The sequence below is a fragment of the Cupriavidus sp. 05T42 genome (genome assembly GCF_056396345.1).
Window position 1 is genome coordinate 20,617 of sequence record NZ_JBFTLH010000018.1, and the last position, 13,953, is coordinate 34,569.

A 13,953-nucleotide genomic window follows, 5' to 3' on the forward strand; every position below is an offset into this window, starting at 1 on the left:
ATCACGCATCTTGAGCCGCCTGCCCTCTCCCCCGCCCCGCTCCCGGAGGGAGAGGGGAGCACCCCCTCGGCCTGTCAACGGACGGCGGTTTGCTCCCCTCGCCCGCTTGCGGGAGAGGGGCCGGGGGAGAGGGATTGCGCGGAATGCGCGATATCACCTCGTCCTCACCGTGGACAAGCGTCACGCGTAACACCACCAGCGCGCTGATTACGGCAGCGTTGTCACGTACATCCGCAACCGCGCCGAGGGCTTCCCTGATCCGAGCCGATAACTGCGCCGGCGCTGGCACCGCCTCGCCCGTCCGCAGCCGTCCGCGATAGTGCCGCGCCACCCCGCTCAACACGCGCCGCACGGGTTTGCGCGCGGCGGGCGGCAAGGTCGGCAGCGCCTGCTGCAGCGTCAGCGTGCAATAGCCCACCTGCAATTCCGTAAAGCCGTCCGAGGCCAGCCGGTCCGCGCTGGCACCGAGGCGCGGCATCAGTTGCCCGAAGCGGTCCAGCATGCGCGCGCCCACCGGCGCGGGGTCGCCGCGCCACGTGGCGGCCTGCGCCAGATCCTGCCAGCTCGCGCGGATCAGCCGGTGCGCGGCCACATGCGCCCCGAACGGCCGCGCGAGCGTCGCCCAGAGCGGCGCGAACAGCATCGCCGCCGCGTTCGCCAGACTCGTGTTGAAGGCGCCGAGCAGGTTGGCATCGTAAATACTCTGGATATTGGCGAACGAGGCCGTGTTGACCGACAGCAGCATCGCAATCAACTGGAAGCCGGGCCGCGCGATCAGCAGGCCGATGCCGAGGTAGGGCAGGGCGAGCATGCCGACCAGCGCCTCGAAGGTCTGCGCGTGCGGCACGACCAGAAACAGGTAGTACGACGCCACGCCCAGGCACGCCAGGCTCCAACGCGCGAACACCGGCGTCACGCGGCGCGGTTCGTCGAGGGTGGCGAAGAAGCAGCACGCGATGGCCGCCACCGCCACCGGTCCGCCCCCATCCTCCCATCCGGAAAACATCCAGATCAGCCCCGCGCAGAACACGGCCAGACCCGTGGAGGCCGCGCCGAACAGCAGCATGCCGTGATCGTGATAGCGGCTTGCCGTGGGGCTTTCTGACGGGGCGATGCGCGCCGAGGCTGGCGGGACGGCTTGCGTGGGACGGTCGCCGATGCCGTGCTGGAGGGCGTCGCAGGTGGCTAGCAAGTCGTCCATCCGGCCGCGCAGGAAATCGGCCGTGTCTTGCAGGGCGCGGTTGGCGTGCGGCGCGCGCGGTTTGGCCCGTAGCACGCTGTCCAGCGCGGAGAGCGTGGGCATCAGCCGCGACATGGTCTCGCGCAGCGCCCGCGCGTGGTGCAGCGTGTGCCGGCTCTCGGTATCGAACGACAGGTGCGCGATCATCTGGTCCAGCGCGAGCATGTCCGCCGCCAGCCGGTGGCGGCTGGCGCTGGCGTGCGGGTCGGCAGCGAGGATGTCGGCCGCCCAGGCCCGGGCATCGCGAATCCACTCCCCGGCGCGCTCGCGCAGCGCCGGCGCCACCTTGGCCGGCAGCACGATCGCCCCGACCAGCCCCGCGCAGACGATGCCGATGACAATCTCCTCGATGCGCGCCACCGCCACATCGAAAATCTCCCCCGGATGGCTCACGGCTGGCAGCGCCACGATGGGCAGCGTGTAGGCGGCCAGCAGGAACACATAGCTGCGCGGGCCGCGCTCCAGCAGCGAGAGGTAGACCAGCCCCGTGATCCACAGCGCAATGGCGCCCGTCAGCACAATCGGCATATTGACCAGCGCGGGCACCGTGACCACGGCGGCGGTGGCGCCCAGCACCGTACCGGTCACGCGATAGGCAGCCTTGGAGCGCGTGGCGCCCGTGAGCGGATGCGAGACGAAGTAGACCGTGGCCATGGCCCAGTAGGGGCGCGGCAGGCCGAAGGACAGGGCGATATAGAGCGCCAGCATCGCGGCCGCGAATGCCTTCAGCGAGAACAGCCACTGTCGGGCATGCGGCCAGCCAGCCATGATGGGAATCGTCCGGGGGCGGAAGTGTGTGGGAGCGTTGCGGGGCAGTGTAGCGAACTGGCGATCATTCCCTGCATGATTTAAAATTCGTCGATCCAGTCGGAATTTTCATATCAATCGATCCCGGGGAATGCCATGCCCATCGACATCCGCGCGCTGCGCTACTTCGTGGAAACCGCGCGGCTCAAGAGCTTCACGCAGGCGGCGGCGTCGCTGTACGTCACCCAGTCCACCATCAGCAAGATGGTGCGTCAGCTGGAGGACGAGGTGGGCCAGCCGCTGTTGATCCGCGAAGGGAAGTCCGTGCGACTGACCGATGTGGGCCGGGTGGTCTACGACCGGGGGCAGGAGGCGCTTGGCGTGGTGCATCGGCTGACGCTMGAAGTGGCGGATCTGTCGTCACTCGGGCGCGGGCAGCTGACCGTGGGCCTGCCGCCGATGGTCAACCTGTTCTTCTCGCCTGCGGTCAGCGCGTTCCGTCAGCGGTATCCGAATCTCGAACTGACCTTGTCCGAGCATGGCGGGCAGGTGGTCGAGCAACAAGTGGCGAATGGCGAACTTGAAGTGGGCGCCACGGTGCTGCCCGGCGACAGCGGGCTGGATCTCGCCACGCGCGAGTTCGCGCGGTATCCGATCTGGGTGGTCGGCCCGCGCGGCGCGCCTTGGGCGGGCGGCCGGACGGTGAAGCTCGACGCGCTGCGCGAGACGCCGCTGGTGCTGCTGACCGACGAGTTCTCGCTGACCCGCAAGCTGCGCCAGGCGTTTGCCACGGCCCGCATGGCGCCGCGCGTGGTGGCGCAGAGCGGCCATTGGGACTTTCTGGTGTCGATGGCCGCCGCCGGCCTCGGCACCACCTTTCTGCCCGAACCGCTGCTGGCGCGGCTGGATGCCGCCGACACCCTCGCCATGGCTCGGCTGACCGAGCCGACCATGGACTGGGCGATGGCCCACGTCTGGCCGCCGGGCCGCTACCTGTCTCACGCGGCGCGCGCGTGGCTGGCGGTCTGCGAAGAGGTCATCGGGTAATCGGGTAAACGAAAAAAGGCCGGGCAAGGCGCCCGGCCGAAGTCACCGCATGGAGAGGCGGATTCGGATCCGTCTTAGAACTGCTTGACCACCTTGAACATCACGCCGTAGTCCTTCACGCCGTCCTGGTCGGCCGTGTAGCCGTTGGCGGACAGGTTGAGCAGGTTCTTGGCGTAGCCCACGCTGACCGTGCTGTTGTAGTTGAAGCGGCTGCGCTGGGTGGCATCCGGCAGCGCGAAGCGCGCATCCGGGGCACCAGCCAGGCTGGCCTGGCGCTGGCCGGCGCCATAGAACAGGTTCGGCCCGCCCTGCAGGCGCACGCTGGCGTTCAGGCCGTTCGCGTGCTGATAGCCCAGCTTCACACCGCCGATGGCGTCCATCGCCGTGGTGGTGGCGCCCGAGACGTTGAGGTTGTAGGCCCCGGCGCCTTGCTCGTTCACCGCGTGGTCGCGGGTCTGGCGCATGTCCAGGCCCATCATCGGCGTGACGGTGAAGCCCTTCGCCACTTCCACCGGCTTGCCCACCACGAAGTTGGCGCGGTACTTGTCCTGGCCGTTCTTCGAGGAAGCGGTCTCGTTGACGCTGCCGTAGTTGAGCGAGCGGCTCGATTCCAGCCGATGTTGCTCGAACTGCAGGTCACCGGAGAGTTCCAGCCCGGCGGCGATCGGGTTGACGTACTGCACGCCGGCGAACTGGCTCACCCCCGAGAGGCCGTTGCTGGCGGCGGCGTTGGAGCCGGCGTCGATGCTGGCCAGGTTGGCCACGCCGTAGCGCACGGCCACCTTGCCCTGGTCGCCCACGCTGAAGCGCGAGGACAGCACGGCCATGTCGTACTCGGAGCCGGCCAGGCGGGCGCCGGGGGTGCCACGGGTGACCATGTTGAAGCCCAGGCCGCTCGGGGTTTCCTTGACGTTGTCGGCCAGCACGTTGAAGCGGTTGCTGAGCACCTTGGCCTGGTTCATGGCCTGGCCGAAGCCCTGGCCGGTGAGCTGGCTCACGCCCTTGGTGACTTCGGCGGCGGTGGCCAGGTTCAGGCTCTGGAACACGGCGTTGTTGGAGTAGGCGCCTTCGAGGGCGGCGGCGGCGTCCTTGAGCTTGGCGTCGGTCACCACGTCCTGGTAGGCGTTCTTGGTCATCGTCACGTCGATGCCCTTGGCGTCCTGGGCCGCGTTGGCGGTCCAGACGGCGCTGTCGGACTGAATGCTCTGGGCGCCGGTGATATCAGTGCCCTGGAACACGTTGTCGAAGGTGACCGCCTTGGCGGCGGTGCCGGCGGCGAAGGCGGTGTCGACCTTGACCTCGGAGACGTCCAGATGGCTGCCGCGCAGGGTGCCGGCCGTACCGTTGGCATTGGTGCCGACCTGGTAGCCGCGCAGCACCATGCGGGGCGCTTCGGCTGCCGGCGTGGGCACGGTGCCCTGCGAGGGCGCTGTGGTCTGGGCCACGATGGCCTTGTTGCTGCCCGTGATGGCCGCGGCGCTGCCCGGCGCAAAGATCGCACAGCCGGTGTCGCACTCGAGGTTCACGGTGCCGTTGTTGACGACCTTGCCATTGCCGCCGAAGGCGTACGAATTGTTGGCGTAGACGTTGATGACGCCCGTGGTGTTGTTGTAGATCTGGTTCGCGGTGTTGGTGCCCTTGATGCCGACCAGACCGGTGCCGTTCGTGCCGTCCGCCTTGCCGGCTTCGGTGCCGACGTTGAGGGTGCCGGCATTGATGATGTGGGTGGTGTAACCCGAATTGACGCCCAGGATGCCCACCGCCCCGTTGCCCTGCACATTGATCGTGCCTTCGTTGCCGAAACTGGTGGCGCGGCCCATGCTGATCAGTGCCTTCTCGGTGCCGTTCATCATGCCGTTGATCACGCCCGTCGAACGGTTGACCAGCCAGTTGTTCGGATTGGCGGTCGCGTCGCCATTGGCGGTCTTGAGGGCGCTGTAGCCGTCGGTGGCCGTGATCGTGCCGGCGTTGTTGAACGGCTGGCCCCCAGGCAGGGAGCTGATGTTGACCAGCGTGCCAGTGCCCGGCGCCGTATTGCGCAGGGTGCCGCCCTGTTGATTGAAGACGTTGAGGCGGCCCTGGATGGCATTGCCCGCGTTCACCGTCCAGTTGCCGGTATTGACGATGTTGTTGGTATAGGACGCCGCCGTTGCGCTGCCGTGGAAGTTGCCTTCGTTAAACAAGGTGGCGTTCGAAGCGAGCGTCAGCAGTCCCACATTCATCGTGGCACCGGCCCGGTTGTACCCCGTGCCGCTCCGCACCGCGCCGGCCGCCAGCGTGCCCTTGTTCTCGAAGGAAGCCAGCGTCAGCGAGTTCGACGGCGACGAGAAGCTGGCGCCTTGCTGGTTGAGCAGCCAACTGCTGCGCATGTCCAGCGTGGCGGCGTTGGTCACTGCGCCATAGTTGGTGAGATGGTTGGCGGCGACATAACCCAGGGGGTCATCCAGCGTAACCGACTGGCCTGTTCCGGCAATGACGCCGGCAAGTGGCGTGGCCGTGTTCGGCGTGGCCCCCATATGCGAGTCGCTCGGGTCCATGGTCTGGCCGTTGAAGTTCACGCTGCCCCGATTGACGATCAGGCTGGTGCCGTCAACGTCGAAGGCCCGGCCCGCACCGGTCTCGATGTTGATGACGCCCGTGGTGTCGTTGATGGCGGTGCCACCGTTGTAGGCGGCCATGCCGATCAACTGTCCATCGCGCGCCGTTGCGCCCTCGTCGGCGACGAGGTTGATGGCGCCTTGGTTGACAACAGTCGCACCTTTCTGGGCAACCATGCCGATGCCAGCGTTATGCATGGTGATGGTGCCTCCGGGCGCATTGGTGGCCGTGCCCAGACTGACGCGGTCGGTGCCTGCGTACATGCCGGMGCCGTAGTCGTMGGCGCGAGCAAAGGCGATATCCGACTTCGGCTGGAGGTCGATCTTGCCCTCGTTGCGCACGGCGCCCTCGATGGCACCCATGCCGTAGAGCCGGTAGCCATGGCCGGTGATCGTGCCGGTGTTGACGKCGGTGCTGCCCGCATTGCTCGCGATCATCCCCATCATGCCGCTCTGAACGGCATGATAGTTGACCCACTCCCAGTCGCCGTTGCCTTCGAGGACGGCTTCGGCATCATCGCTGTTGAGCGAGATCGTGCCGCTATTTGTTGCGCTGGCGCCTTCATAAGCGAAGAGGGCGACCGTGGAGACGTGGGTACCTGTGCCCGTGATCGGGGCATCCTCGTTCACCTTCGTCAGGTCGATCGTACCTTCGTTGTTGACCCGGCTGCCCGTGCCCCGTGCCTCGATGAAGTGGGTCTGGGTGCCAGCCTGGACATGGGCTGAATCCTTGATGTCCAGGCTGGCGCCGCTGCGGACATCGATCAGGGCCGTGCCGCCGTTGTCATACATCTCGTGGGTGCTGTACCGGCTGGTATCGGCGTTAAGGTCGCCGTTCTCCCAGATGATGCGGGCGCCGTTGCTGGCCGTGATCAGTTTCGGGGAGAACGTGCCGCTGCCCTCGATGCTGGAGTGACCCGAGATGTGCAGTTCGCTGTTGCCGTCGACGGTAACGAGCGGCGCGTAGATGCTGCTGCCTGCGGACTGCGCACTGCCGGCTGCCCCGGTCAAGGCATTTTTTTCGCCCGTCAAGGACACGCCACCATTCAGGAACACCTTGTTGGTGTTTTCTGCGCCAGCCACGTCTCCGGACACGATCACCCCGTTGAGCGACTCCGCCGCGCCACTTCCACCACGGGCAACGAAGGCTTCAATCTCTTCGCCATCGGCCACGACGTGCAATTGCCCGTTCAGAATCACGGTGTTGCTGCTCCCGGTGACGGCCAGGCCCGTGGCGGTTTCCGCAAACCGCTCGGCCGCATCGGGGGCGCTCTGGTCCTTGTCTACGGTGATGCCGCCGTGCAGCGTGATCGTATTACCGGTGCCGGCCACCTTGACGCCGGTGGCGTTACCACCGATTACCGTGACGTTTGTCGTAGCCGCGCCCTGACCGGCGCTGCCGATGACGATATGGCCGTCGTTGCCGTTCAGCTGCGCGCCGGTAGCATCGTTGCCCACCGTCATCTGTCCAATCAGGTTGACCTCGGCACGGTCGCCGTTCACGGAGACGCCCGTGGCGCCGTCCGTGATGGTGTTCTGTCCGGCGTCGGTGACGATGGCGTCGTCGCCATTGACAAGCGTCCCGATCGAACCGGTACCCGCGGTGTAAACGTTGCCGGTATTGGTAATCGTGGCGTTCGAGCCGTCGACGCGAGTCCCGGTGCCGCCTTCGGCGACCGTCACGCTGCCTTCGTTGACCACCGTTGCGCCGTCGCCGGTCACCGATGTCCCGACGGCGCCCTCGCCGGTGGCCGATACCTGGCCGGCGTTGATGACCGTGGCGTTGTCGCTCTCGATTTCCGTGCCGATCTGGCCGGCAGAGACCTGGGTGTCTGTGGCATTGACGATGCGAACGCCGGGAAGCGGGGCAGGGCTGGGTGCGGGCTCGGCGTCGGGGGCGACGACCGGAGCGATCACCGGGGCGAAGTCGGGAGCGATCGCCGGGGCCGGTGCGCTGGCGTGGCTGCCGCCACCGCCATTGAGCAGGGCCGCGAGGCCGCCGAGGCCGGTGACAACGCCAGCGCCGATGACGAGCTTCTGATCGCCAGACGTCGCAGTTTCCTTGCAAGTATCGACAATCGGCAGGCCGGCGGCGTCGAGTTCGGGCTCGCAGGCGGCCGCGTCGGCCGACTGGATGTCTTGGGAAGTCGTGGGCTGGGCGAGCACGGCCGCTTCCGCGTCAATCTCGCCGGCATTGGCCATGCCTTGCATGCCCATCAGGCTTGCCGCCACGGCCAAGGCAGTCAGTGCCTTGCGCACGCTGCTGCGCTTGCCGTGGGACTTGGCGATTTCGGAAACGGCAACCCAGGTGCCAAGGGATTCGTTAAAGACTGCGCGATAGGTGGTGTTCATTTCTGCTCTCCATGAGTGTGCATGGAGGGTAGAAATGAAGCGGTCTGCGCTGAATGGTAGAAACTTTAGAAACCGGGAGACGCCGGGGGGGCCCCCCCGACCCGGTTTCGATCCGGATCTATCCGATCACCCGAACGGGTTTCCGATCAACGCGCGCGCAGCGCATCCACGATATTCAGGCGCGACGCGCGCAGCGCTGGCAGGAATCCGCCGATGAAGCCCATCGCCATCGAGAACAGCAGCGTCTTGACGACGATGCCCGGCGTGAGCAGGAAACGGAACGACAGGTCGGCGAAGGTCTGGAAGTTCGTCGTCGAAAATGACGCAAACTGCATCAGCGCCGCGCAGGCCAGCCCGGCCACGCCGCCGACAAAGCCCAACAGCACCGCCTCGATAAGAAACGCCGCGAGCACATTGGTGCGCTGGAAGCCCAGCGCGCGCAGCGTGCCGATCTCGCCCACGCGATTGGCCACCGAGGCGTACATCGTGATCATGGCGCCGATCATCGCCGCCACGGAGAAGATCGTGGTCAGCGTCAGCCCAAGGATGTTGATGAAGGTGGAGAGCGCGCGCGACTGGTCGCTGTAGAACTGCTGCTCGCGCTTGGCCTCGTTGGCGAGGCGGGGGTCCACGTCGATGTCGGCCCGGAACTTGTCGAAGCCGTCCGCCTGGCCCAGGCGCACCACCATCGACGAATAGCTGGTGCGCCGGAACGACTGCATGAGCTGGTCTACATCGCCCCAGATCTCGGAGTCGAAGCCGCTGCCGCCGGCGTCGAAATGGCCCACCACGGTCCAGTCGCGCTGGGCAAAGCGCAGGTGGTCGCCAATGCGCACGTTGCCGAAGCCCTTGGCGATGCTGCTGCCGACGATGATTTCCGACGAACCCGGCCGKAACACGCGCCCGGCCGTGATACGTACCTGCGGGCGCAGCGTCACGCCCTGCGGCGATATCCCCCGGATCACCACATTGGCCGGGGAGGCCGCGCCGCTCTTGGTCAGCGAAATCAGCACCACGGCCTCGCGCGAGGCCATCGGCCGACCCTCCTTGTTCATCGCCACGGCCGGGTGCATCTCCATGGCCGCCGCCTGGTCGCGGGTGATCGCGCTCTGGATCTCGGTTTCGGCGCCCTTGCGGATCAGCACCACGTTGTCCGCCTCGCCGGTGGTCACCAGCGTCTGCTTGAGGCCGGCGTCGAGCATCAGCATCGCCGCGAAGACGAAGACCACCAGCGCCAGCCCGCCCGCCGTGAGCGCGGTGGTGAGCCGCCGGGCCCAGACGTTGCGTGCGATGTAGTGGAGTGGGATGACCATGTGGGGGAGGGGGCCGGGCCGGTCAGCCGATGGCCCGCAGGCCCTCGACGATGCGCACGCGCGCCGCCTGCACGGCCGGCACGATGGCCGCCGCCACGCCGCAGACGAGTGCGCAGGCCGCCTGCATCGCGGCGGTTTCGTGCGACACCGTGAACACCGGGAACACATTGCCGACCGTCGACTTGAACAGATTGGCGGCCGGTGGGGTCAGTAATATGCCGATGGCGCCGCCGATCATGCACAGCACCATCGACTCCCCGAACACCAGCATCGCCAGGAAGCCCGGCCCGAAGCCAAGTGCCTTTAGCGTCGCATATTCGGTGGTCCGCTCGCGGGCGCTCATCGCCATGGCATTCGCCATCACGGCCATCACGATCACGATCACCACGTACGACACCACGCGGATGGCCGCGATGATCTGGTTGGACATCGCCACGAAACCGAGCTGGAACGCCTGCTCCGTCTCGGTCATGGTCTCGGCCAGCGAGTTGCGGAAGACGTCGTCCACGCGGCGGGAGACGGCGGCGGCATTGTCCGGGTTGTCGATGCCGAGGATGAACACGCCCACCTGATCCGGCTTGCCGACGGCCTTCTTGCGGATGCTTTCGTTCAGGTACTCGTAGTGGAACAGCATCTGCCGCGTGATGGTGGACTCATCGCGGCCTTCCATGATGCCGCGCACGACGAAGTCCCACGTGCCGGGGTAGATCGTGCCCTTGAGCGGGATGACATCGCCGATCTTGAAGCCGTACTGGTCGGCCAATTGCCGGCCCACCAGCGCGCCCCGGCGGTCGCGCCGGTAGTCCGCGCGCTGTTCGGGCGGCAGGATCAGTTCGGGATACAGATCGATGTAGTTGTCCGAGACGGCGAACTGGGCGAAGAAGTTCTTGGGGTCGCGATAGGTGCCCGCGAACCAGCTTGAGCGGGCGACTTGCGTCACGCCCTCCACGCCACGGATGCGATTTTCGTAGCTCAGCGGCAGCGGAAACACCAGCGAGATCGAGTTGCGCGTGACCAGCCGCGCGTTGGACGCCGCCGCCGCGCCGGCGTACCAGGCATCCACCACGGTCTGGAGCAGCCCGTAGGCCAGCACGGCGATGACCAGCCCGAGCACGGTCAGCGCCGTGCGCAGCTTGTGGCGCATGGCGTTGCGGGCGATCAGCCGGGGCAGGTACATGGCGATGGGGTCCTGATGTCCTGGAATGCTGAAACTAGCGCCGGCCGGCCAGCAGTTCGCCCTTTTCCAGATGGACGAGCGAGCGCGCCGCCTCGGCCGCGTGGGCGTCGTGGGTGACCATGATGATGGTCTTGCCGGCGTCGGCATTGAGCCGTTGCAGCATGGCCAGGATCTCGGTGGCGGAGGTGCGGTCGAGGTCGCCAGTGGGCTCGTCGGCCACGATCAGCGTGGGGTCGGTAATCAGCGCGCGGGCAATCGCCACGCGCTGCTGCTGGCCGCCGGACAGCTCGGACGGGTAGTGGTCCATCCGGTCGGCCAGATTGACCATGCCCAGCACCATCTCCACGCGCTCCCGCCGCTCATGGCGCGACAGGCGCGTCAGCATCAGCGGCAGTTCCACGTTCTCGTACGCGGTGAGCACCGGCATCAGGTTGTAGAACTGGAAGATGAAGCCKACGTGCGCGGCGCGCCAGTCGGCCAGCGAGGATTCCGGCAGCCCGGCAATGTCCACCCCGGCCACGCGCAACTCGCCGCTGTCCGGGCGGTCGATGCCGGCGATCAGGTTCAGCAGCGTGCTCTTGCCCGAGCCGGACGGCCCCATCAGCGCGATGAAATCGCCCTCGGCAATGTCGAGTGTGATGTCGGACAGCACCGGCACCGTCTGCGCACCACGCCGGTACGACTTGGCGAGGTGGCGGATGGCGACGAGCGGCTCAGCGGGGCGGGGGGCGGCGGGATCAGTTGTCACGGCGGTTGTCACGTCGGTCGTCACGTCACTTCTTCGCCACGGAGACCTTGCTGCCATCGGACAGCTTGTCGGCCGGCGCCAGCACCAGCGTGTCGCCGGGCTTCACGCCCTGCACGGCCACCAGCTCGCCCACGCGGGCGCCCTTGGTCACCGGCACCTGCCTGGCCTTGCCATCCACCACCTGGAACACCACCGGCTTGCCGTCGCGCTCGACAATGGCGGCCGGCTGCACGGCGACCAGCGCCTTGCGGTCCTCGGGCGGCACTGGCTTGGAGAGGAAGGCGATCTTGGCGCTCATGTCCGGCAGCACGCGCGGGTCACGGTCGACAAAACGCACCTTGACCAGCACGGTGGCCTTCGAGCGGTCCACAGTCGGCACGATGCGCGACACCCGGCCGGCCATGCGCAGGTCGGGCAGGGCGTCCAGCAGCAGTTCCACGGGCTGGTCGACGATGATCTTGACGATGTTCGACTCGGACACATCGGCCTCGACTTCGAGGGTCTCCATGTCGGCAATGGTCACGACCGCGCCCTTGGTGTCCGAGGCGGCCGAGAACGGCGTGATGTTGTCGCCCACGTTGGCGTGCTTGATCAGCACCACGCCGTCGAACGGCGCGCGGATCACGGTCTGCTCGACGGATACCTCCGCCGAGCGGGCGTTGGCCTGGGCGGAGGTGATGGACGCCTGCGAGTTGTTGATCGACGCCTTCGCCTTGTTGTAGCGGRCCAGGTCGGCGTCGTACTGCTGCACCGAGATGGCCTTGGGCGCCAGCAGCGTCTCGGAGCGGCGCAGGTTCACCTCGGCATCGCGCAGTTCGGCCTGCTGGAGTTGCAGGTTGGCCTGCGCCACCTGCACCTGCGCCCGGGCCTGGGCCAGCGACGCCTCCACGTCCCGGCTTTCGATCCGGGCGATGATTTCGTCCTTCTTGACGCGCGAACCCTCCAGCACGCCCAGCCATTCGAGCCGGCCCTGCGCCTTGGACGCCAGCGCCGCCTTGCGCTGCGGCACCACGTAGCCGGTGGCGTTCAGCAGCGTGTAGTTCTGGGAGGGGTAGGCGCTGGAGACGGTGACCACCTCCACCGCCTGCGGCCCGGCCAGCCGGGCGCCAATGCCGATCACGGCCAGCACGACCACGGCGATGGCCGCGTAGCGGAGCCAGCGGCGGCGCCCACGCGGCGCGGGCGCCATGGCACTGCGATCGATCTTCAGCCTGCTCAGGTCTTGATCAGCCAATTTTTCAACCGATAGGGTGCGGAAAAGGGCTGACAGTATAGCGCCGTGTGATCCCGACGCCGGCGCCTGCGCGGAATCAAAGCAGCTTGCCCGGATTCATGATGCCGCTGGGGTCGAACACCTGCTTGATGGCGCGCATCAGGCGCAGTTCGAGCGGGTCTTTCAGTGCCAGGAACGCGTCGCGCTTGAGCTGGCCGATGCCGTGCTCGGCGCTGATGCTGCCGTCGTAGCGGGCCACTTCGTCCAGCACGTCCTCGCTGACCGCCTTGCCCTCGTTGAGCGCCCATTTGGCGTCCGCGCCGAGCGGGCGCGACAGGTTGTAGTGCAGGTTGCCGTCGCCAAAATGGCCGAAGATGAACGGGCGGATGCCGGGGTGCTTCGCCAGCAGCCGGGCCTCCATCGATGCCATGAAGGCCGGAATCCGCTCGATCGGCAGCGAAACATCGTGCTTCAGGTGCAGCCCGTCGGCGCGCTGGGCCTCGGAGATCTCCTCGCGCAGCCGCCACAGGCTCTGCAACTGGGCCAGCGAGGCCGAGACCGCCGCGTCGAGGCAGAGACCCTGCTCCAGCGCGTCGCCAATCACCGATTCCAGCAGGGCGTTGAGCACGTCCTCGGGCGCCGTGTCGGCGATTTCCACCAGCACGTAGGCCGGATGGCGCTCCGGGAAGGGCGCCTGCACGCCTTCGGCATGGGTCAGCACCAGTTCCAGGCAGTCGCCCGTAAAGAACTCGAAAGCCTGAAGCCGGGCGCCGCAACGGGCGAACAGCAGCGAGAACAGCTTCAGCGCCTGCTCGGACGATTCCACGGCAGCCAGCACCACGGCGCGCGAGTCGGCGCGCGGCAGCAGGCGCAGCGCGGCAGCCGTGATCACGCCCAGCGTGCCTTCGGAGCCGATCAGCAGTTGCTTGAGGTCGTAGCCGGTGTTGTCCTTGCGCAGCGTKCGCAGGCCGTGGAAGACCTCGCCATCGGGCAGCACCGCCTCCACGCCCAGCACCAGCTCGCGCGTCATGCCGTAGCGCACCACGTTCACGCCGCCGGCGTTGGTGGCGAGATTGCCGCCGATCTGGCACGAATCCTCGGCCGCCAGCGACAGCGGGAACAGCCGGTCGGCCTCCTCGGCGGCACGGCGCAGATTGCCGAGAATGCAGCCGGCCTCCACGACCATGGTGTTGGCGATGGTGTCGATCGACCGGATCTTGTCCATGCGGTCCAGGCTCAGGATCACGTTGACGGACCGGTTGTCCGGCGCGGCACCGCCGCACAGGCCGGTATTGCCGCCGCGCGGCACCACCGGCACGCCGGCCTGCTGGCACAGCGCCAGCGCCCGAGAGACCTGCTCGGTCGTGCGCGGCCGAATCACGGCCTGGGCCTGGCCCTTGTAGAGGCCACGCCAGTCGCTGGTCCACGGCGCCACGTCATCGGGCGCGGTGGCCACCACGTCGGGGCCAAGGGTGTCGGTCAGGCGTTGCAGGAAGGCGGCGTCGGACATGGGATACCT

The 13,953-nt window shown here is 67.3% G+C and carries 8 protein-coding genes; 1 reads left to right on the forward strand and 7 read right to left on the reverse strand.

Annotation, left to right across the window (positions count from 1 at the left end):
* Position 1 precedes the first annotated feature (1 nt).
* Positions 2-2,008 carry an FUSC family protein gene (locus AC1EJR_RS21295; protein ID WP_477113662.1) on the reverse strand — a complete coding sequence of 669 codons (2,007 nt, stop codon included), beginning with the start codon at positions 2,006-2,008 and terminating at the stop codon, positions 2-4.
* A gap of 135 nt (positions 2,009-2,143) precedes the next feature.
* On the opposite strand from AC1EJR_RS21295, the gene AC1EJR_RS21300 reads away from it, so the two are divergent.
* Positions 2,144-3,034, forward strand: a complete 891-nt coding sequence (locus AC1EJR_RS21300; RefSeq protein ID WP_441644214.1) for a LysR family transcriptional regulator — start codon at positions 2,144-2,146, stop codon at positions 3,032-3,034.
* Between the two features lie 74 nt (positions 3,035-3,108).
* On the opposite strand, the gene AC1EJR_RS21305 is transcribed toward AC1EJR_RS21300, so the two are convergent.
* From AC1EJR_RS21305 to AC1EJR_RS21330, 6 genes are all read right to left on the reverse strand, one after another.
* Positions 3,109-7,983 carry an ESPR-type extended signal peptide-containing protein gene (locus AC1EJR_RS21305; RefSeq protein WP_477147526.1) on the reverse strand — a complete coding sequence of 1,625 codons (4,875 nt, stop codon included), beginning with the start codon at positions 7,981-7,983 and terminating at the stop codon, positions 3,109-3,111.
* A 146-nt stretch (positions 7,984-8,129) separates the two neighbouring features.
* Positions 8,130-9,296, reverse strand: a complete 1,167-nt coding sequence (locus AC1EJR_RS21310; RefSeq protein ID WP_477147527.1) for an ABC transporter permease — start codon at positions 9,294-9,296, stop codon at positions 8,130-8,132.
* Between the two features lie 22 nt (positions 9,297-9,318).
* Positions 9,319-10,473, reverse strand: coding sequence for an ABC transporter permease (locus tag AC1EJR_RS21315; RefSeq protein WP_092301125.1), 1,155 nt, complete (start codon positions 10,471-10,473; stop codon positions 9,319-9,321).
* A 34-nt stretch (positions 10,474-10,507) separates the two neighbouring features.
* Positions 10,508-11,221 (reverse strand): ABC transporter ATP-binding protein, encoded by a 714-nt coding sequence (locus tag AC1EJR_RS21320; RefSeq protein ID WP_441590997.1) that lies wholly within the window; start codon positions 11,219-11,221, stop codon positions 10,508-10,510.
* A gap of 25 nt (positions 11,222-11,246) precedes the next feature.
* Entirely contained in the window at positions 11,247-12,455 is a 1,209-nt protein-coding gene (locus tag AC1EJR_RS21325; RefSeq protein WP_477147528.1) for an efflux RND transporter periplasmic adaptor subunit, read from the reverse strand.
* Between the two features lie 76 nt (positions 12,456-12,531).
* On the reverse strand, positions 12,532-13,944 hold the full coding sequence (locus AC1EJR_RS21330) for an FAD-binding oxidoreductase (protein ID WP_441590993.1): 1,413 nt from the start codon (positions 13,942-13,944) through the stop codon (positions 12,532-12,534).
* Positions 13,945-13,953: the final 9 nt, after the last annotated feature.